21 protein-coding genes are annotated in these 19,286 nt (G+C 71.2%); 9 read left to right on the top strand and 12 right to left on the bottom strand.

Annotation, left to right across the window (positions count from 1 at the left end):
* The first annotated feature begins 107 nt into the window (after window positions 1-107).
* The 3 genes from MTDSW087_RS00955 (at window position 108) to MTDSW087_RS00945 (ending at window position 2,195) form a co-directional block, all read left to right on the top strand.
* Window positions 108-1,142, top strand: a complete 1,035-nt coding sequence (locus MTDSW087_RS00955; RefSeq protein WP_144758880.1) for an alpha/beta hydrolase — start codon at window positions 108-110, stop codon at window positions 1,140-1,142.
* A gap of 115 nt (window positions 1,143-1,257) precedes the next feature.
* Complete coding sequence (locus MTDSW087_RS00950) at window positions 1,258-1,605, top strand: hypothetical protein (RefSeq protein WP_144758877.1); 348 nt, start codon at window positions 1,258-1,260, stop codon at window positions 1,603-1,605.
* Between the two features lie 77 nt (window positions 1,606-1,682).
* A complete protein-coding gene (locus MTDSW087_RS00945) occupies window positions 1,683-2,195 on the top strand; it encodes a tellurite resistance TerB family protein (RefSeq protein WP_144758874.1) in 513 nt (170 codons plus the stop codon).
* A 4-nt stretch (window positions 2,196-2,199) separates the two neighbouring features.
* Here the strand turns inward: MTDSW087_RS00945 and MTDSW087_RS00940 are convergent, their stop codons facing one another.
* Together MTDSW087_RS00940 and MTDSW087_RS00935 are read right to left on the bottom strand one after the other, a co-directional pair.
* Window positions 2,200-3,381: a pyridoxal phosphate-dependent aminotransferase gene (locus MTDSW087_RS00940; protein ID WP_144758871.1), complete on the bottom strand. Its 1,182-nt coding sequence runs from the start codon at window positions 3,379-3,381 to the stop codon at window positions 2,200-2,202.
* Between the two features lie 184 nt (window positions 3,382-3,565).
* Complete coding sequence (locus MTDSW087_RS00935) at window positions 3,566-3,757, bottom strand: hypothetical protein (protein WP_144758868.1); 192 nt, start codon at window positions 3,755-3,757, stop codon at window positions 3,566-3,568.
* 221 nt (window positions 3,758-3,978) lie between these two features.
* Here MTDSW087_RS00935 and MTDSW087_RS00930 point away from each other — a divergent pair, with 221 nt between their 5' ends.
* Entirely contained in the window at window positions 3,979-4,260 is a 282-nt protein-coding gene (locus MTDSW087_RS00930; protein ID WP_144758865.1) for a hypothetical protein, read from the top strand.
* Window positions 4,261-4,274: 14 nt separating this feature from the next.
* Here MTDSW087_RS00930 and MTDSW087_RS00925 read toward each other — a convergent pair whose 3' ends face one another.
* On the bottom strand, window positions 4,275-5,681 hold the full coding sequence (locus MTDSW087_RS00925; protein WP_210248263.1) for an ATP-binding protein: 1,407 nt from the start codon (window positions 5,679-5,681) through the stop codon (window positions 4,275-4,277).
* 217 nt (window positions 5,682-5,898) lie between these two features.
* A complete protein-coding gene (gene hydA / locus MTDSW087_RS00920) occupies window positions 5,899-7,326 on the bottom strand; it encodes a dihydropyrimidinase (RefSeq protein WP_144758860.1) in 1,428 nt (475 codons plus the stop codon).
* Window positions 7,327-7,545: 219 nt separating this feature from the next.
* Between hydA and ribH the strand changes: the two genes are divergently transcribed.
* From ribH to MTDSW087_RS00900, 4 genes are all read left to right on the top strand, one after another.
* Window positions 7,546-8,034 (top strand): 6,7-dimethyl-8-ribityllumazine synthase, encoded by a 489-nt coding sequence (ribH, locus tag MTDSW087_RS00915; RefSeq protein ID WP_144758857.1) that lies wholly within the window; start codon window positions 7,546-7,548, stop codon window positions 8,032-8,034.
* 64 nt (window positions 8,035-8,098) lie between these two features.
* Window positions 8,099-8,509, top strand: coding sequence for a transcription antitermination factor NusB (nusB, locus tag MTDSW087_RS00910; RefSeq protein WP_238179309.1), 411 nt, complete (start codon window positions 8,099-8,101; stop codon window positions 8,507-8,509).
* Window positions 8,506-9,501 carry a thiamine-phosphate kinase gene (gene thiL, locus MTDSW087_RS00905; protein ID WP_144758852.1) on the top strand — a complete coding sequence of 332 codons (996 nt, stop codon included), beginning with the start codon at window positions 8,506-8,508 and terminating at the stop codon, window positions 9,499-9,501. Before nusB ends, thiL begins: the two co-directional genes overlap by 4 nt.
* A 242-nt stretch (window positions 9,502-9,743) precedes the next feature.
* Entirely contained in the window at window positions 9,744-11,876 is a 2,133-nt protein-coding gene (locus MTDSW087_RS00900; RefSeq protein ID WP_144758849.1) for a sodium-translocating pyrophosphatase, read from the top strand.
* Window positions 11,877-12,086: 210 nt separating this feature from the next.
* On the opposite strand, the gene MTDSW087_RS00895 is transcribed toward MTDSW087_RS00900, so the two are convergent.
* From MTDSW087_RS00895 to MTDSW087_RS00860, 8 genes are all read right to left on the bottom strand, one after another.
* A complete protein-coding gene (locus tag MTDSW087_RS00895; protein ID WP_144758846.1) occupies window positions 12,087-12,803 on the bottom strand; it encodes a RibD family protein in 717 nt (238 codons plus the stop codon).
* A gap of 77 nt (window positions 12,804-12,880) precedes the next feature.
* Window positions 12,881-13,648: a glucose 1-dehydrogenase gene (locus MTDSW087_RS00890; protein ID WP_144758843.1), complete on the bottom strand. Its 768-nt coding sequence runs from the start codon at window positions 13,646-13,648 to the stop codon at window positions 12,881-12,883.
* Window positions 13,649-13,701: 53 nt separating this feature from the next.
* Complete coding sequence (locus MTDSW087_RS00885) at window positions 13,702-14,832, bottom strand: MFS transporter (protein ID WP_238179307.1); 1,131 nt, start codon at window positions 14,830-14,832, stop codon at window positions 13,702-13,704.
* Between the two features lie 178 nt (window positions 14,833-15,010).
* Complete coding sequence (locus MTDSW087_RS00880) at window positions 15,011-15,808, bottom strand: carboxymuconolactone decarboxylase family protein (RefSeq protein WP_144758840.1); 798 nt, start codon at window positions 15,806-15,808, stop codon at window positions 15,011-15,013.
* A 14-nt stretch (window positions 15,809-15,822) separates the two neighbouring features.
* Window positions 15,823-17,028: an arabinose transporter gene (locus MTDSW087_RS00875; RefSeq protein ID WP_144758837.1), complete on the bottom strand. Its 1,206-nt coding sequence runs from the start codon at window positions 17,026-17,028 to the stop codon at window positions 15,823-15,825.
* 2 nt (window positions 17,029-17,030) lie between these two features.
* The gene (locus MTDSW087_RS00870) at window positions 17,031-17,450 is read right to left on the bottom strand and encodes a (R)-mandelonitrile lyase (RefSeq protein ID WP_210248265.1); all 420 of its coding nucleotides are present in this window, start codon (window positions 17,448-17,450) and stop codon (window positions 17,031-17,033) included.
* A 68-nt stretch (window positions 17,451-17,518) separates the two neighbouring features.
* Window positions 17,519-17,761 (bottom strand): tautomerase family protein, encoded by a 243-nt coding sequence (locus MTDSW087_RS00865; protein WP_144758831.1) that lies wholly within the window; start codon window positions 17,759-17,761, stop codon window positions 17,519-17,521.
* Window positions 17,762-17,790: 29 nt separating this feature from the next.
* The gene (locus MTDSW087_RS00860) at window positions 17,791-18,186 is read right to left on the bottom strand and encodes a (R)-mandelonitrile lyase (protein WP_144758828.1); all 396 of its coding nucleotides are present in this window, start codon (window positions 18,184-18,186) and stop codon (window positions 17,791-17,793) included.
* A gap of 135 nt (window positions 18,187-18,321) precedes the next feature.
* On the opposite strand from MTDSW087_RS00860, the gene MTDSW087_RS00855 reads away from it, so the two are divergent.
* On the top strand, window positions 18,322-19,248 hold the full coding sequence (locus tag MTDSW087_RS00855; protein ID WP_144758825.1) for a LysR family transcriptional regulator: 927 nt from the start codon (window positions 18,322-18,324) through the stop codon (window positions 19,246-19,248).
* Window positions 19,249-19,286: the final 38 nt, after the last annotated feature.

Raw genomic sequence — 19,286 nt, 5'->3', positions numbered from 1 at the left:
TCGGGCACGGCCACGCTTGTGCCCCGTCATGGTCACGATCCTGCGGCACAGGCTGTCGCATCGGCCCGGGACCTCCCGCCCGGCCGCATCGGACGCGACCCCGGATCATGCTGCGCCAGCCTCACACCCGACGCTCCCTGATTCGCCTCGGCGCGCTCGCCGGCGTCTCCGCGCTGGCGCCCTCCCTCGGCGCCTGCGTGGCGGACGGGCTCATGCCCGGAACGGCGGCGCTGCCCGAGAAGCAATCGGCTCTCGACGTGATGCCGGTCCTCCTCGTCGCGACGACCCGCAAGCCGACCGCGGCCTCGCCGCGCGCGCCCTACTTCACCAGCGAGCGCGGCCGGGGCCTGAGCTTCGCCGAGGTGCGCCTGTCGCCGCCTGACCGCTCGCTGATCGGCAAGGTCTCTGCCGTCGTCACCGGCGACTGGACGATCGGCGCGGTGCCGAAGGTCGAGACCGGGGCCGGCGCGGCCGACGCCTTCGCGCAGGCGGCGCTCGGCCGCGACGTGCTGATCTACGTCCACGGCTACCGCGAATCCTTCGAATCGGCGACGGTGAGCGCCGCGCGCCTGTCGGACGGCATCCGCTTCCGCGGCGTCTCGGGCCTGTTCACCTGGCCCTCCGCGGCGGCGACCTTCGATTACGGCTACGACCGGGAGAGCGCACTCTGGTCGCGCGATGCCTTCGAGGATCTCTTGAAGGCGCTCGCGAGCTCGCCGAGCGGCGGCCGTATCAACATCGTCGCCCACTCGATGGGCACGCTGCTGACGCTGGAGACCCTGCGGATGCTCCGCGCCGAGGCCGGCGAGGCGGCGATGGCGCGCATCGGCGCGGTGGTGCTCGCCGCGCCCGACATCGACTTCGACCTCTTCGCCAACGGGGTGCGCCGCCTCGGGCCGGACGTGAGCAAGATCACGGTGATCTCCTCCACGAACGACCGGGCGCTCGAACTGTCGAGCACCATCGCGGGCGGCGTGGTCCGGGCGGGCGCGGCCGACCGGGCGCGCCTGGAGGAGCTGGGCGTGCGCGTGGCCGACGCCTCGGATTACGGCGGTGGCCTGATCAACCACGACCTGTTCCTGTCGAATCCCGAGGTGCAGGCGGTGGTCAAGCGCGCGATCGCGCGCAGCGCCGGCGCCTGAGGCGCGATCGACCGGATATCGGCGGGACAGGGTTGGCGGGCGCCCCGCCGACCCCTACAGAGGCGCCGCGCGGTGCCAACCTGACGGGCGCCGACTCGCGAGAAGGAAGCTGGTCATGTTCACCCTCGAGATCGACGGCACGGCCGTGGCTGTCATCAACGGCGACGAGGAGACCGCGCGCGACCTCTTCACCTGCGACGGCTTCAAGTCCGACATCCGGTCGATGACGAGCAGCGGCACGCCGCTCTGGAACGGCACCTCCGAGCTGAAGGTCCGTCCGGCCACCGAGGACGAGGTCGAGATCTTCGAGGATGCCCTCGCCGAGGATGACGGCTCGGGTGATTTCGAGGCCGATCCGCACCATGCCGACGCCGAGGCCGGCGACGCCGAGGACGAGGCCGACATCGTCTTCCTGGTGGACATCGACGAGGAGGACGAGGAGGACGACGCCCTCGACGCCTGACGCGTTAGGGCCGGCTCGGCGGTGAACCCGAGCCCCGTCCACCGGGTTGCCGGTCCGAACCTCCGGGAGGAACGGACATGGCGGATACGAGACGGATCGTCGATGCTCTCGTGCGGGCGCGGCGCGGCGGCCTGACGGCCGGGGCCGCGCTCGGCGGGCTCGCTCTGATCGGCAGCATCGCCTACCACGCCCTGCGCGGCACCGCCGCGCCGGGCGCCACGACGCCGGACTTCAAGGACGTGCCCGAGGACGAGGCCCGCCTGATGCTGCGGGCCATGGTCGCCGCGACCCTCGCCGACGGCGTCATCGACGCGGCCGAGCGCCGGCGCCTCGACGAGGCGGTCGCCGCCGCGGGGCTCGACCCGGACGGCCGCGCCTGGCTGGAGCGCGAGCTGGAAAGCCCGGCCGAGATCGACGAGATCGCCGATTCCGTGAACGATCCCGAGACCGCCACGCGGATCTACGCCGCCGCCCGCCTCGCGATCGACCTCGACACGGTGCAGGAGCGCCAGTTCTTCAAGATGCTCGCCGAGGCCCTCGACGTGCCGGACCCGGCCGCCGCGCGGGTCGAGCGCGAGGTCGCGGTGTAGACGATCAGCCCGGCCGGCGCTCGGCGAGGAAGGCCTGCATCCGCTCCAGCGCGCGGCGGATGTTCTCGGCGGAATTGGCATACGAGAGGCGGATATAGCCCTCGCCGTGCACGCCGAAATCCGGCCCGCCGATCACCGCGACGCCCGCCTCCTCCAGCAGGGTGGAGGCGAGTTGCTTCGCCTTCCAGCCGGTGCGGGAGACGTTCGGGAAGGCGTAGAAGGCGCCCTTCGGGGCGATGCAGCTCACGTTCGGCAGGTCGTTGAGGCCCTGGACGACGATCGCCCGGCGTTTGTCGAACTCGGCCACCATCTCGGCCACGCAATCCTGCGGCCCGTCGAGGGCGCTGACGCCGGCCCATTGCGTCGCGGCGTTCACGCAGGAATGCGAATTGACCGCGAGCTTGCGGGCGGCATCGTAGAGGGGCTTCGGCCAGACCGACCAGCCGAGCCGCCAGCCGGTCATGGCGTAGGTCTTCGAGGCGCCGTCGAGATAGATCAGCCGGTCGCGGATCTCAGGGTAGGCGAGCAGGGAGTGATGCGCCTCCCCGTCATAGGTCATCGTGCCGTAGATCTCGTCCGACAGCACGGCGACGTCCGGATGGGCGGCGAGGCCCGCCACCAGCGCGTCGATCTCGGCCTTCGGCGTCACGCCGCCGGTCGGATTGGCCGGCGAGTTGACGATGAGCAGGCGCGTCCGCTCGGTGATCAGGCCGAGCGTCTCCTCGGCGGAGAAGGCGAAGCCGTTATCCTCGCGGATCGGCACGGGCACGGGCGTCGCGCCGGTGAACTCGATCATCGAGCGATAGATCGGGAAGCCCGGATCCGGATAGAGGATCTCGGCGCCCGGCGCGCCGAACATCAGGATCGCCATGAACATGGTGACCTTGCCGCCCGGCACGATCAGCACCGAATCGGGCGAGACCTCGACCCCGTGCCGGCGATGGATGTCGCGGGCGACCGCCTCGCGGAGCGGCAGGATGCCGACGGCCGGCGTGTAGCCGTGATGGCCGTCGCGCAGAGCCTTGATCGCGGCCTCGACGATGTGGGGCGGCGTCGGCAGGTCGGGCTGGCCGATGCCGAGATTGATGATGTCGCGGCCCTCGGCGGCCAGCGCGTTGGCCCGGGCCAGCACCGCGAAGGCGTTCTCCTCGCCGATGCGCCCGAAGGCGGGGACGGTGTGGAGCATGCGGGGCCTCCCTGGATCGTCGTCGGCGTCGGGCGGGCGACGCTGCGCCGCCCGGGACGCCGATGCAATGCGCGGGCCCATGACACCGGATGTGATGGAGAGCGGGGCGCGCCCGGGCCGGCTCGGCGAGCCTGCCCCGATGTCCGAAGCGAGGCGGGACGCGAGGGCGGCCCGCCCGCGATCCTCAGTGCCTGGAGCGCTCGGCCAGACGGCTCGCGCCGAAGGAGAGCGCCGCGGCGATCGCGCCGAGGATGATGAAGGTCTTGATCGAGGCGGTGATCAGGGACGTCTCGATGCCGGTATCGGTGCCGAGCACGAGGGCGATGGCGGCGATCGGCACGCACACCAGGATGGACAGCGGAACGAGCGGGTTCATGGCGGCACTCACGTGGGGCGGCACCCTTCGGACGCCGCGGCGCGGACAAAGCGCAGCGTGCATAGCACCGGTTCTCCGCGATGGGGACACCCCGCGGCCAAGATTTTAGGCGGCGCGCCATCCTCGGGGGTCCACAGCCGCGGATTTCCGTAAAATTGTCCGCAAATCCCGCATCGAAGCGCAGCATCTCTCGGGCAACCTCGAGTCAATCGGAGGTTCCCATGCGTCTCCAGGCAGTTACACGATCCGGTCCCAGCACCTCGTCCGACCGGATCGGCGATCTCACGGTGCAGATCGCCCGCCTCGTCCGCCATCGCGCCTATGTCCGGGATCAGGTGGTGAGCGGGATGCTCCTGCGCTTCCTGCCGAACGGCATGCGGCCCTGGCTGGGGCCGGACGACCTGCGCCGCCGCCTCGACGCCGCGGGCCTGGACCAGCGCTCCCTCGACCATCTCTTCGCCAACGTGGCGACCGAGATCGCCATGGCCCACGCCCGCAGCTGAGGCGGGCTCGCGGGTCAGGCCGGCACCCGCACCGTCGCCCTCAGACCGCCGAGCGGGCTGTCGTGGAGCGACACGTCGCCGCCATGGGCGCGGGCGATGTCGCGGGCGATCGAGAGGCCGAGGCCGGAGCCGCCCGCATCCTGCCGGGCATCGTCCAGGCGCACGAAGGGCTTGAACACCTCCTCGCGGCTCTCGAGCGGGATGCCCGGGCCGTCGTCGTCGATCGAGACGAGGAAGCTGCGCGCCTCGCGCCTCCCTGAGATCATCACGGTCTCGCCGTAGCGCGCGGCGTTGGCGGCGAGGTTGAACAGGCAGCGGCGGATCGCGTCGGACCGCACCGTCACCGTCGTGTCGCCCTCCAGATCCACCTCGGCGACATGGGCGCCGAGCCGCTCCACGTCGGTGCGCAGGTCCTCCAGCAGGGCGCGCATGTCGGTGGGCGCGGCGACCTCCGCCGAATCGCCGCGGGCGAAGGCGAGATAGCCTTCGAGCATGCGGCTCATCTCGTCCACGTCGCGGGTCAGGTCCTCGACCTCCGGGGTCTGCTCGATCAGCGCGAGAGAGAGCCGGAACCGGGTGATGATGGTGCGCAGGTCGTGGGAGACCCCGTTGAGCATCGTCGTGCGCTGCTCCATCGCCCGCTCGATGCGCCGCTTCATCTCGATGAAGGCGTGGCCCGCCTGCCGGACCTCGCGGGCGCCACGCGGGCGGAACTCGATGTCGCGGCCCTTGCCGAACCCTTCCGCCACCGCCGCGAGGCGCAGGATCGGCTTGATCTGGTTGCGCAGGAACAGGATCGCGACGCCGAGCAGGACCATCGAGGATCCGGTCATCCAGACCAGGAAGATGTGCGAGTTCGAGGCGTAGGCCTGGCTGCGCCGCGCGGTGATCCGCATCACCCCGTCGGGGATCGCCACGCGGATCTCGATGAGGTTCGAGCGCCCCACCGTGTCGATCCAGAACGGGCGCCCGATCTGGCGCTTGATCTCGTCGGAGAGCGCCTCGTCGAGGATCGAGAAGAAGGGCCGCGGGCCCGAGAGCGGGATCTTCGCGCCCTTGAGGATGTCGAGGTCGAGGCTGAGCCGGTTGCCCGCGATCCGCGTCAGGGTCTCGGCGTCCTTGTCCTGCGGATAGCTCTCGTAGATGTCGATCAGCGCCGCGACGTCCGAGGTCACCGCCGAGGAGAGGCGCCGCGTCACGAGCTGCCAGTGCCGCTCCATGAAGGTGTAGGCGATCACCGACTGCAGCAGCACCACGGGCGCGATGATGATGATCAGCGAGCGCGCGTAGAGGCCCTTGGGGAGCGCGTCGCCGATCGCCCGCGCCACCCGCTTCCAGGCGATGCGCAGGGCCGAGAGCGGCGAGCGGGCCGGGGCGGGCCGGTCCGCATCCGCGATCCGCGTGGTCTGTGTTCCGTCCATCCCCGATCGGTCCGCGAGAGCGGCGCCCCTTATGGCACCGCGCGGCGCAGGGTCCAAGGAAGCGTGACGGGGTGGGAGGAACGTGCCTCGCAGCCCTTATGCGCCGCCCGCGACGAATGCCCAAGGGCGCGCGGGTCCCATCTCCCGAACGGGAAAGGGGGCGCGTCGAGTCCGCATCGCCGCTGGGCGCGAACCCGACGCCGGAGCGGACGCGCCCTCAATCCACCCGGCGCTCGGCCGGGTCGACCGAGCGGTCGACGATCCGGCCGCGGCCGGGCTCGCCGAGGATGCGGCCCTCCTCGGCGACCACCTCGCCGCGGCTGATCGTCATCACCGGCCAGCCGGTGACCGCGAAGCCCTCCCACGGCGTGTAGTCCGAGCCGTGGTGCAGGATCTCCTGGCGGATGGTCTCGCGGCGGTTCGGGTCCCACAGGGCGAGGTCGGCGTCGAAGCCCGGAGCGATCGAACCTTTCAGCGGATAGAGCCCGTAGAGCTTGGCGTGGTTGGTGGCGGTGAGCGCCACGAACTTGTTGAGCGAGATCCGCCCCTTCGAGACGCCCTCCGAGAACAGCACCGGTAGGCGCGTCTCGATCCCCGGCATGCCGTTCGGAATCCAGCGGAAGGAGGTGCGCCCGCGCGGGTTCAGCTTGCCCTTCGGGTCGTCGTAGCGGAACGGGCAATGGTCGGAGGAGACGATGTCGAAGATACCGCGCTGGATGCCGGACCAGACCGCCTCCTGGCTCGCCGCGTCGCGGGGCGGGGGCGAGCAGACGTATTTGGCGCCCGCCATGTCGTCGGGATCGCCGATCCCCTTCATGTCCTCGGCGGTCAGCGTCAGGTATTGCGGGCAGGTCTCGGCATGGATCCGGAGGCCGCGTCCCTGAGCCCAGGCGATCTGCTCCGTCGCCTCGCTGCCCGAGACGTGGACGATCACGATCGGCACGTCGATCAGCTCGGCATGGCTGATGGCGCGGTGCGCCGCCTCCCGCTCCACTGTCTGCGGCCGGGAGAGGGCGTGGCCATAGGGCCGGGTCTCGCCCGCCCGCTCCAGCTTCTCGCTGAGGAAGCGGATGGTGTCGTAGCCCTCCGCATGCACCATCACCCGCGCGCCCTCGCGCCGGGCCACCGCGAACACCTCCAGGAGCTCGCGGTCGTTCAGCACGAGGTCGTCGTAGGTCATGAAGACCTTGAACGAGGTGTAGCCGTCCGCCACCAGCGCCGGCAGCTCCTGGCCGAGCACCGCGTCGGTCGGGTCCGAGACGATGAGGTGGATCGCGGTGTCGATCAGGCACTGGCCTTCGGCCTTGGCCCGGTAGGCGTCGGCGGTGGCGCGCAGGCTCTCGCCGCGGGGCTGCAGGGCGAAGGGCATCACGCAGGTATTGCCGCCCGCCGCCGCCGAGCGGGTCGCCGAGGCGAAGTCGTCGGCCATGACGATGCCGGGCCCGGAGGGCTGGGCGATGTGCACGTGGCTGTCGATGCCGCCCGGCAGGACGAGGAGGCCGCTCGCGTCGATCTCGCGCGCGGCGCCCTCGACCCGGTCGGCGACCGCCACGATGCGCCCGTCCCGGATGCCGATATCGGCCCGCACCGTATCGCTGGCGGTGACGACGGTGCCGCCCCGGATCGCGAGGTCGAAGTCGGGCACGCCTGATCTCCCTGAAGGCCCCGGCAGGGCACGCTCGGCTCCGTTCATGCATCCGCTGGGCCGGCCCCTGCAAGCGGCTGCGGGCCGGAAGCCGGTACGTCCCGCTTGTGGCGGCGCGCGCTTCGGTCTAACGCTCGCGGCCCCGAACATCGGCCCGCGCAGAGAGGCCGTGACGGCGCGCGGATACGCCCTTCCTCCCCCCGCTTCGGGTCACGCTTCATGGTTGGACACAGCCGGGCGGCGTCAGCCGCCACCCAGATTCCAGGCGCCCGCATCCTCGTCGTCGAGGCGCGCTTCTACGACGCCCTCGCCGACGAGCTGCTCGCCGGCGCAAGCGGGGCGATCGAGGCCGCCCGCGCCGAGGCGACCGTGGTCACCGTGCCCGGCGCCCTCGAGATCCCGGCGACGGTCGCGATCCTGCTCGATGCGGCCGAGCGCGCCGGCCGGCCCTACGACGCCGTCGTGGCCCTCGGCTGCGTCATCCGCGGCGAGACCGGCCATTACGACATCGTGGCCGGCGAGAGCGCCCGCGCGCTGATGGACCTGTCGGTCGATCGCGGCCTGCCGCTCGGCAACGGCATCCTCACCGTCGAGACGGAGGCGCAGGCCTTCGCCCGCGCCCGGGTCTCCGAGATGAACAAGGGCGGCGGCGCGGCGGAGGCCGCGCTCGCCGTCCTCGCCCTGAAACTGGCGGCCGAGGGAGCCTGAGCCCGTGACGAAGCTCGAACAGCGCGCCGGCGCGCGGCTCGCCGTGGTGCAGGCGCTCTACGACATGGACATCTCCGGCAAGGGCGTCCTCGACGCGCTCGCCGAGTTCGAGGCCCACTGGATCGGCCGTGAGATCGACGGCGTCGCCCATCCCCCGGCCGAGGTCGCCTTCTTCCGCGACCTGCTGCGCGGCACCGTGGAGGAGCAGCGCCAGATCGATCCGCAGATCGACCAGGCCCTGACCCAGGGCTGGCCGCTGCGCCGCATCGAGACGGTGCTGCGCGCGATCCTGCGCGCGGGCACCTACGAGCTGATGTTCCGCAAGGACGTCCCGCCGCGCGCCGCGATCTCGCAATATGTCGACGTGGCGCACAGCTTCTACACCGGCGACGAGCCGGGCCTCGTCAACGCGGTGCTCGACCGGATCGCCCGCAAGCTCCGCGGCGACGAGCTGACCGCCCAGAAGCGCGGGTGAGCGGGGGGGCGCCCCGCGCCTCCGAGGAGGCGCTGATCGCGCGCTACTTCGCCCCGCTCGCGGGGGAGGGGGCGGACGGGCTCCGGGACGACGCGGCGCGCCTCACCCCGTCGCCCGGCCACGACCTCGTCCTCACCGCCGACGCGGTGGTGGCGGGGGTCCATTACTTCCCCGACGATCCGCCCGATTCGATCGCCGCCAAGGCGCTCGGCGTGAACCTGTCCGACCTCGCCGCCAAGGGCGCGGCGCCCCGCGGCTTCCTGCTGACTCTCGCGCTCGCCCCGGACTGGAGCGAGGACTGGCTTGCCGCCTTCGCCCGCGGGCTCGGCGAGAGTGCTGAGCGGCACGGCTGCCCGCTCCTCGGCGGCGACACCGTGAAGGCCGGCGGCGCCACGCTGATCGGAGTGACGGCCCTGGGCGAGGTGCCGGCGGGTACCATGGTCCGCCGCACGACGGCGTCCGCGGGCGACCGTGTCTGCGTCAGCGGCACGATCGGCGACGCCGCCCTCGGCCTGCGCCTGCGCCGCGACCCCGCCTTCGCCGGAAGCCTCGACGACGATGCGCGCGGCGCGCTCGCCGACCGCTATCTCCGCCCCCGTCCGCGCCTCGCCCTGGCCCCGGTGCTGCGCCGCTTCGCCAGCGCCGCGATGGACGTCTCGGACGGGCTCGCCGGCGACCTCGCCAAGATGCTGAAGGGCACGGGCCTCACCGCGACGGTCGAGGCCGCCGCCGTGCCCCTGTCCCCGGCCGCCGGCCGCGCCGTCGCCGACCGTCCCGACCTGCACGACCTCGCGCTGACCGGCGGCGACGATTACGAGATCCTGTGCACGGTGGCGCCGGAGCGCCTCGACGCCTTCCGGGAGGCGGCCGCCGCGGCCGGCGTGCCGGTCCGGGCGATCGGCACGGTGGCGGCAGGGGAGGGCGCCCCGGTCTTCCTCGGCACCGACGGCCGGCCGCGCGCCTTCGCGAGCGCCGCCTTCAGCCACTTCTGAGCATCGCCCCGCGGGCCGCGCGACGGCCCGAACTGAACTGCCCAGCTTGCGCTGCGGTGCAGCGAAAACTTGTGTTCGCGCGGCCAAAGTCGCGTTTGCTCTCTACCGCGAAGTTTGGCAAGCAGAGCGGGCACTTCTGGGAGGAAATGCACCTTTCCGAGCACTGCGTCCCACGGCCCTCCCCAGGTCGTGCTCGGTGAAGGCAGAAAGCCAAAGCCAGGCCCACCAACAAGGACGGACGAATGACCGCATTGCTGCTGATCATCCTGGGCGGGCTCTGCGCCGTCGCCTATGGCATCGTCACGATCAACGACGTGATGAAACGCGACGCCGGCACCCAGCGCATGCAGGAGATTGCAGGCGCCATCAGCGAGGGCGCCCAGGCCTATCTGAAGCGCCAGTACGCCACCATCGGCATCGTCGGAATCGTCCTCTTCGTCGCGCTCGCCTACTTCCTCGGCCTCAAGGTGGCGATCGGCTTCCTCATCGGCGCCGTGCTCTCGGGCGCGGCCGGCTTCATCGGCATGAACGTCTCGGTGCGCGCCAACGTCCGCACGGCGCAGGCCGCCTCGACCTCGCTCGGCGGCGGCCTCGAGGTCGCCTTCAAGTCGGGCGCCGTCACCGGCATGCTGGTGGCCGGCCTCGCGCTGCTGGGCGTCGCCCTCTACTACACCTACCTCACCCGCGGCGCCGGCCTCGCGCCGTCGAGCCGCGAGGTCATCGACGCGCTGGTGGCGCTCGGCTTCGGCGCCTCGCTGATCTCGATCTTCGCCCGTCTCGGCGGCGGCATCTTCACCAAGGGCGCGGATGTCGGCGGCGACCTCGTCGGCAAGGTCGAGGCCGGCATTCCGGAGGATGATCCGCGCAACCCCGCCACCATCGCCGACAACGTCGGCGACAATGTCGGCGATTGCGCGGGCATGGCGGCCGACCTGTTCGAGACCTACGCCGTCACCGTCGTCGCGACCATGGTGCTCGCCGCGATCTTCTTCGCCGGCAACGGGCCCGTGCTCGAATCGATGATGCTCTACCCGCTCGCCATCGGCGCGGCCTGCATCGTCACCTCGATCGCCGGCACCTTCGCGGTGCGGCTCGGCGCCAACCAGTCGATCATGGGCGCCCTCTACAAGGGCCTGATCACGGCGGGCGTGCTCTCGATCGTGGCGATCGCGATCGTGAACTACACCCTGCTCGGCGGCTTCTCGACGAGCTTCACCACGACGACGGGGGTGACCTTCACCTCGGCCGGCCTTCTCGGCTGCGCGGTGATCGGTCTCGCGATCACCGCGCTCATCGTGGTGATCACCGAGTACTACACGGGCACGAACTTCCGTCCCGTGAAGTCGATCGCGACCTCCTCGGTCACCGGCCACGGCACCAACGTGATCCAGGGGCTGGCGATCTCCCTCGAATCGACGGCGCTGCCGGCCATCGTGATCGTCGCCGGCATCATCACCACCTACGCGCTGGCCGGCCTGTTCGGCATCGCCATCGCGGTGACCGCGATGCTGGCGCTCGCCGGCTTCATCGTGGCCCTCGACGCCTTCGGCCCGGTCACCGACAATGCCGGCGGCATCGCCGAGATGGCGGGCCTGCCCCCGGACGTGCGCAAGTCGACGGATGCGCTCGACGCGGTCGGCAACACCACCAAGGCGGTCACCAAGGGCTACGCCATCGGCTCGGCCGGCCTCGGCGCGCTGGTTCTGTTCGCGGCCTACACCTCGGACCTGAACTACTTCATCGCCAATGCCAGCGACACGCAGTACCGCTTCTTCAAGGGCGTCAGCGTCGACTTCTCGCTGTCGAACCCCTACGTCGTGGTCGGCCTGCTGCTCGGCGGCCTCATCCCCTACCTGTTCGGCGGCATCGCCATGACCGCGGTCGGCCGCGCCGCCGGCGCCGTGGTCGAGGAGGTGCGCCGCCAGTTCCGCGAGAAGCCCGGCATCATGGAGGGGCGCGACCGGCCCGATTACGGCCGCGCCGTCGACATGCTGACCCGCGCCGCGATCAAGGAGATGATCGTCCCCTCGCTCCTGCCGGTGCTCTCGCCGATCGTGCTGTTCTTCGTGATCCAGGCGATCGCCGGACGCTCGCAGGCCTTCGCGACGGTCGGCGCGATGCTGCTCGGCGTCATCATCACCGGCCTCTACGTGGCGATCTCGATGACCTCGGGCGGCGGCGCCTGGGACAACGCCAAGAAGTACATCGAGGACGGCCATTACGGCGGCAAGGGCTCGGATGCGCACAAGGCGGCCGTGACCGGCGACACCGTCGGCGACCCCTACAAGGACACGGCGGGCCCCGCCGTGAACCCGGCGATCAAGATCACCAACATCATCGCCCTGCTGCTCCTCGCGATCCTCGCCCATAGCTGAGGGTGATAGCCGACCCAGTGTTGCGCTGCGGAGCACCAAAGTTCCGCACTGGTAAAACCTAGAGTTGACGTGGCCGCCTTCTCAAGACGGCGGCCACGTTCGGTCTGAGAGGGCGAATCAGATCGTCACCTGCCGGATCAGCAACCCCGACGGACGCGTGCGGAGGTTCCCATGGGTCTCACGTCGGTGCAGTTGGCAGCGCGGCCTTGGCTAGGCCGGCGCTTTCTCCACCTGGTACCGTAGCCACACCATCCCGCCTTCGAGCGTCTCGGTGGACATGTGCCGGAGAGCCTGCCCCGCCCCAGGTCGCTCGTCGGGCTCACCCGGGTACTCGAAGATGCTCTGCACGCCGGCGAGGCCGTCGACGGCCGGGTGGATGAGCACGCTGATCTCGTCGATGAGGCCCGCCTTCAGGAAGGCGCCGTTGATGGCCGCGCCCCCCTCCAGCAGGAGGGTCTCGACGCCGAACGTCTCACCCAGTGCGTCCATGGCCTTGGCGAGGTCGCGTCCGTCGGGGCCAGCGAACACGTAGGACACGCCGTCCTCGCGCAGCTCAGTGAGGTAGGCGTCGGACACCGCCTCGGACAGAACCGCGACGGCATGGTCGCCGAGGAGGTTGTCCTGCCCGTAGTGGACCTTGCCGTGCGGGTCGATGGCGACCGCGAGGTCCCGTTCCCGCCGGTCGCCGACGAACGGCTCGCGCGACGTGATGCCGGGTCCGGTCACCGTCCGGGCCTTCCCCTTCGAGATTTCCTGCATGGTCAAGCGCCCGCACATCCAGCCCTGGGCGCCGAACCGGACCGAGACCTCGTCGTAGTGCTTGCGGAGCCGTGCGGCATCGACGCCGGTGGCCGGCACGGTGAACCGGCTCGGATGCAGCTTGCCGTCGATGGACGTCACCATGTGGCAGATGATCTTCGGTCGCATGCTGATCGCGTCCTTCCTACCTTCCGAAGCGATGTCGGTAAGCGCGGCGGCCCGCGACCACCGAGCGGGGCCGCCCGTCACGGCACGGTCATCCCGCCGTCGACCGTAATGGCCTGGCCGACCACGTAGCTCGCCGCCGAACTGGCCAGCCACAACACCGCCGCAGCTATCTCCTCGGGGCGGCCCGCCCGGCCGATGGGGGTGCCCTTCTCCATCTCGGCATAGGCGCCGGCGTCCCCGTCGACGACGTCGCGGGCGATCTGCGTGTCGATGAGGCCGGGGTTCACCGCGTTCACCCGAATGCCCTTCTTAACGTACTCCAGGGCGGCCGTGCGGGTCAGGCCGACCACGCCGTGCTTGGAGGCGATGTAGGCCCCGATGCCGGGGTTGCCGGTCAGCGCGCCGACCGAGGCGTTGTTGACGATGGCCCCGCCGCCCTGACGCTCCATCTGCCGCAGCTCGTGCCTCATGCAGTTCCAGACGCCGCGGAGATTCACCCCCATCACGCGCTCCCAGTCCTCCGGGGAGCTCTCGGCTGTCGGCGCGATCTTGGCCATGACCCCGGCGTTGTTGAAGGCGGCGTCGAGGCGTCCGAACTCGGCGACGGTCCGCTCCACCATCGCGGCGACCTGGGCGTCATCGCTGACGTCGCATCGGACGGCGATGGCCTTGTGCCCAGCGGCGGCCAGCCGCTGCGCGGCCGCCGTGACGGCCTCCTCCTTGAAGTCGGCGAGCACGACGGCGGCGCCCGCCTCGGCGAAGGCCGTGGCGGCGGCCAGGCCCATGCCCGCCGCCGCGCCGGTGACGAGGGCGACCTTGCCCTTGAAGTCGTAGGTCGGGTTCATCTCGATTCCTCGTTGGCTGACGTGGGTTTCGCGGCTCGGCCGGTCCGTGCGGATCAGTGATTGCCGGCGGCAGGGTCGGCGCGGGCGGACAGGAGCGCCGTCACGGCGCACACGACGAGCACGAGTGCGCTGAACGTGAAGGTCGCCCGGTAGCCGGCGTGGTCGAACAGCAGCCCGCCGAGGGCCGCGCCGCCGGTGATGGCGAGTTGGACCACCGCGACCATCAGGCCGCCGCCGGCTTCCGCGTCGTCCGGCAGGGCCTTGCTCACCCAGGTCCACCAGCCGACCGGCGCCGCCGTGCCAATCAGGCCCCAGAACGCCAGAAGGACGGCCGCCGCGGGCAGCGACGACCCGAGCCCGATCAGGGCCACCGCGAGCAGGGCCATCGCCAGCGGCATGGCGACCAGCGCGCCGTACAGGCGCGTCTGCAGGATGCGGCCGATGACGGAGGTGCCCACCAAGCCCGAGATGCCGAGCACCAGCAGCAGGGCCGACAGGGTCGAGGTGTCGACCCGGGTCACGGTCTCCAAGAAGGGCCGCAGGTATGTGAACAGGGCGAACTGGCCGAGGAAGAACAGTGCGGCCGCGAGCATGCCGAGCGGCACCCGGGGTCGGCGCAGGACCTTGAACGTAGCGAAGGCGTCCGCCCGGGTCCGGTTCGGCATCGCCGGCAGGGTGAGGGACAGCCAAGCGAACGTAACCGCGGCGACGGGCACGACGCAGAAGAAGGCTCCGCGCCAGCCGATGTACTGTCCGAGGAAGCTACCGAGCGGCGCGGCGACCGTAGTGGCCATGGCGTTGCCGCCGTTGAGGATGGCCAGCCCCCGCGGCACGTCCTCGGCCGGCACGAGACGCATGACCGTCGCCGCCGACAGCGACCAGAAACCGCCGATCACCATCCCGACCAGCGCCCGACCGCCCAGGAACACCGCCGCGTTGGGCGCGAAGGCGACCGCGAGCCCGGAGACCAGCATCAGCACGGTCAGCCCAAGAAGGAGCGCGCGCCGGTCGAGCCGCGGCGTCGCCGGCGCGATGAACAGGCTGGTCAGCACGGCGAACAGGCCGGAGACCGCGATGGCTTGCCCCGCCTGACCCTCGGTGAGGTGCAGGTCGGTGGCGATGGGCGTGAGCAGGCTCACCGGCATGAACTCGGACGCCACGAGGGTCGCGGCGCACAAGGACATGGCGAACACCGCGCTCCAGCCCTTCGCCGGCAGCGTGCCCGCGTCTCTCGCGAAGCGGGCCTGCCCCACGCAGATCGAGTTGGTATCGGCTGTCAAAGGTCGTCTCTTTCCTGGTTTACGTTCATGTCGGTCTTCAAGAGCATCGGCAGACGCGACGTGCCGCTCTGGGACGAGGCGCTCAGCCCGGTCGCTTCTCGAAGACGGCCTTGGCGACAGAGACGGCGGACAGCGCCTTCGGCCAGCCGGCATAGAAGGCCAAGTGGGTCAAGACCTCGCCGACCTGCGCCTTGGACAGGCCGTTGTTCATGGCTCGTTCGAGGTGGAACGGGAGCTGCTCGGCGTGGCCGCCGGCCACCAGGGCACCGACCGTCACGAGGCTGCGGTCGCGCGGGGCCAGCCCGGGGCGGCGCCAGACGTCCTTGAACAGGACGCCGTTCGTGTACCCGACCAGCGCGGGCACGACGCCGCCGTAGACCTGCGCCACCGCGTCCGCCCTGGGCTTGTCGGCTGCCTCGTCGGCTGTCAGCGGCGGTGCGTCGGCCGCCGGCAGTTGGTCGGCCTTGATCCCACGCTCGGCAAAGACGCCCTTGGCCACGCTCGCCGCCGAGAGCGCGTTCGGCCAGCCGGCGTAGAACGCCAGGTGCGTGAGGGTCTCGCTGAGTTCGGCCGGCGTCACCCCGCTGTCGAGGGCCCGGTTGAGGTAGTGGGCCAGCAGGCCCCCGGTCTGCCCCTCCGTGACGAGGGCGGCGACCGTGACGAGGCTGCGGTCGTGCGCCGACAGCCCGGGCCGCTTCCAGACCTCGGCGACGAGCACGTCCTCGGTGTAGTGGCCGAGCGCCGGCGCCACCGCCTGCACGTCCTTGGGCGACGGCGCGGATCCGGGCACAACCTGCTGCGCCAAGACGGGCTGTGCCGCCGCGATGCCGAATGCGGCAAGGAGCGCGGAACGGGTGGATCGAGGGAGGAATCCCCGCATCGTGTTGCCCTCGTTCAGGGTTGGTTGGTGACGGTCTTGGACCGCATCAAAAGGAGCGCGATGCCGGCCGCGCAGGCCACGGGGATTGCGCTGGTGAGGAACACCGCCCCGAGCCCGGCGTGGCCCGCCACGAGGCCGAGCGCCGGCCCGGCGATGCCGAGCGCGAGGTCGAGGCAGGCGGTGTAGGCGCCCATGGCCGTACCGCGGCTCTCGGGCGGGGCCCGGCGCACCGCCTCGACCCCGAAGCCGGGGAAGACGAGGGCGTAGCCGAACCCCGTTAGGGCGGCGCCGGTCGCGGCCACGGTGACCGACGAGGCCGTGCCCATCAGGACCAAGCCCGCCGCCTCGATCAGCACGCAGGCCAAGGCAACCCTGGCGCCGCCGTGCCGGTCGGGCAGGTGCCCGAACAGGAGCCGGGCCGCGATGAGGGCCACGGCGTAGGCCGTGAAGGCGAGCCAAACAGGCTGCCAATCGTGGGCGGAGAACAGCAAGGCGCTGAAGGTGATCAGGGCCCCAAACCCGATGCTGCTGAGTGCGGCGGCGACGCCCGGCAGCCAGATCCGGTCCAACACGGAGAGGAACGAGGGAGCCGTCCGGTTCGCCGGTGTGGCGCCCCGGACGGGCATGATCAGCAGCAGGGTTGCGAGTGGCGCGAGGACCGTCGCCCCGGCGACCGCGGCGAAGCCCCCGCTCGCGTAGAGGGCCGTGCCGAGTGGCGCCCCGGCGGCGAAGGCGGAGAACATGGCCATTCCCGTCCAGGCGATGACCTTGCCGGCGTTCGAGGTGCCGGCGCGCGCCAGACCCCAGGTGGTCGCACCGGTGATGATGAAGCTCTCCGCCCCGCCGAGCACGGCGCGCCCGGCCAGGAGGATGCCGGCCGAGATTGACGGGGCGCCCACGAAGGCGAGCGAGGCGAGGTACAGCGCACCGGCCACCGACGCCGCCGCCAGCCCCACGGTCACGGCGCGCTTCGGCCCCCGGGCGTCGGACATGCCGCCCGACCAGAACCGCGCCACCAGGGAGGCGGCGAACTGGCACCCGGTCACCAGCCCGACCATGAACGGGCCCAGACCGAGGCCGTCATGGACGTGCAGCGGCAGCACCGGCAGGGCGATGCCGATCACCAGGAACGCGACGAACACGACCCCGAGCAGCGGCATCAGGGCCGCGGCCACGGTCGTGGCCGTCGCCGGTGAGGCGGGCGCAAGGGCGCTGGGCATGGTCAGGGCTTGCCGGCCTCAGGCGCGACAGGGGACGCGTACTGCTCGTCGGTGACCTTCTCCATCCACTCGACGTTCTTGCCGTCGACACTCTCCTGGATGGCCTCGTGGCTCATGCCGGTGGTCGCGGTGGCGCCGTGCCAGTGCTTCACGCCCGGAGGCGTCCAGACCACGTCGCCCGGCTTGAGCAGGCGCTTCTTGCCGTTCCACTCCTGCACCCAGCCGGTGCCGGAGGTGACGATCAGAACCTGCCCGGCAGGGTGGGTGTGCCAGGCCGAGCGGGCGCCGGGCTCGAACGTGACGTGTCCGGCCGAGAGACGGCTGTCCGGCGCCGCGAATTGCGGGTCGACCCGGACCGAGCCGGTGAAGTTGGCCTCGGGCCCCTTCACCGATGGGCGCGATCCGTTGGGGAACACCTGCATGCCCTCCGCCAGCGCCGGGCCGGCGGGGAGCAGGCCAAGCGCGAGCGTCGCCGCGACGAGACGGACCATCACCGGCCTCCCGCGAGTGGCCCGTAGCCGGGCTTCTTGAGGAGCTTGTCCGCCTGCCCGGCGATGTCGGGCCCGTAGACCTCGTCGGTCCATTCGGACGGCGCGACCTCCACCATGGCGACGGAGACGGCTTCGTCCCCGTAGCCGAGGATCGAGGTCACCGACTTGGTGATGGCGTCGGCGAGGTCCTGCTTCTGGCGGTCCGACTTGCCGGGCCAGAGCTTGACGGTGACGTGGGGCATGGCTTGGTTCCCTCGCGCTCGGCCCGCGCTTACGGCCGGTACTGCTCGTCGCTGACCTTCTCCATCCAGGTCACCGGGCTGCCGTTGAGCGCCTCCTGGATGGCGATGTGGCTCATCGCGGTGGTCGGGCTGGCGCCGTGCCAGTGCTTCTCGTTCGGCGGGAACCAGACCACGTCGCCGGGCCGGATCTCCTCGATGGGACCGCCCTCGCGCTGGACCAAGCCCATGCCAGCGGTGACGATCAGCGTCTGGCCGAGCGGGTGCGTGTGCCAGGCCGTGCGGGCGCCGGGCTCAAAGGTCACGAGCGCCCCGCCTGCGCGGGCGGGCTCGTTCGCGCTGAACAGCGGGTCGACGCGGACGGTGCCGGTGAACCAGTCGGCGGGCCCCTTCCCGGAGGGCTGCGAGCCGGCGCGCTTGATCTCCACGGACGTTCTCCTGTGTTTTGCCTCGGGCAGGCCAGCCGGGCGCTGCCGCCGGCTGTGCATAGCGGCAATCTAGCCATCGCGCGGCATGCCGATTAGCCGCTAGAACGCGCTAGCCGTCATAAGCAGGGCTAATCAATGCTGCGGGAGAACCTCAATGACCTCGCCGCCTTCCTGGCGGTGGCGCGCGAGCGCAGCTTCACACGCGCTGCCGCACGGATGGGCGTGTCGCAGTCGGCGCTGAGCCAGGTGGTGAAGGAGCTGGAGGGCCGTCTCGGGCTGCGGCTTCTGACCCGCACCACGCGCAGCGTGTCCCCGACGGAGGCTGGCGAGCGGCTGCTGCAGAGCTTGGGGCCGCACCTCGACGGCATCGAAGCGGGGCTCGCCGCCCTGACGGAGCTGCGCGAGAGGCCGGCCGGCACCGTCCGCATCAACGCGGACGAGCACGCGGTCGCGGCGGTGCTCTGGCCGGCGCTGCGGAAGGTGTTGCCCGACTATCCCGACATCCACGTGGAGCTCGTCACCGACTACGGCATGACCGACATCGTGGCCGAGCGCTTCGATGCCGGCGTGCGGCTCGGCGAGGTGGTGGCCAAGGACATGGTCGCGGTCCCCATCGGCCCGGACATGCGCATGGTCGCCGTGGGCTCGCCGGCCTACTTCGCGCGCCGGCCCGCGCCGCTCACGCCCCAGGACCTGACCGGCCACACCTGCATCAACCTGCGCCTGCCGACGCACGGCGGCCTGTACGCCTGGGAGTTCGAGGAGGACGGTCGCGAGATCCGGGTGCGGGTTGAGGGCCAGGCTGTGTTCAATACCGTCAGCATGATCCTTCAGGCGGCGCTCGACGGGTTCGGCATCGCCTACCTGCCGCAGAGCCAGGTGCAGGAGCATCTGGACAGGGGCGAGCTCGTCTGGGTGCTGGAGGCGTGGAGCCCGCCGTTCCCCGGCTACCACCTCTACTATCCGGGCCGGCGCCAGCACTCGGCCGCGTTCCAGGTCGTTGTCGACACCCTGCGATACCGCGGCGGGGCGGAGAAGAAGGCCAAACTCGATCAGGGCTAGTGGCCGGAACCCGCCGCCTGGTACCCACCCCTCAAAGT

It is taken from the genome of Methylobacterium dankookense (assembly GCF_902141855.1).
In the GTDB taxonomy this organism is placed as follows: domain Bacteria; phylum Pseudomonadota; class Alphaproteobacteria; order Rhizobiales; family Beijerinckiaceae; genus Methylobacterium; species Methylobacterium dankookense.
Note: the sequence above shows the minus strand (reverse complement) of the source record. Positions and strands in the feature narration are given on the sequence as shown.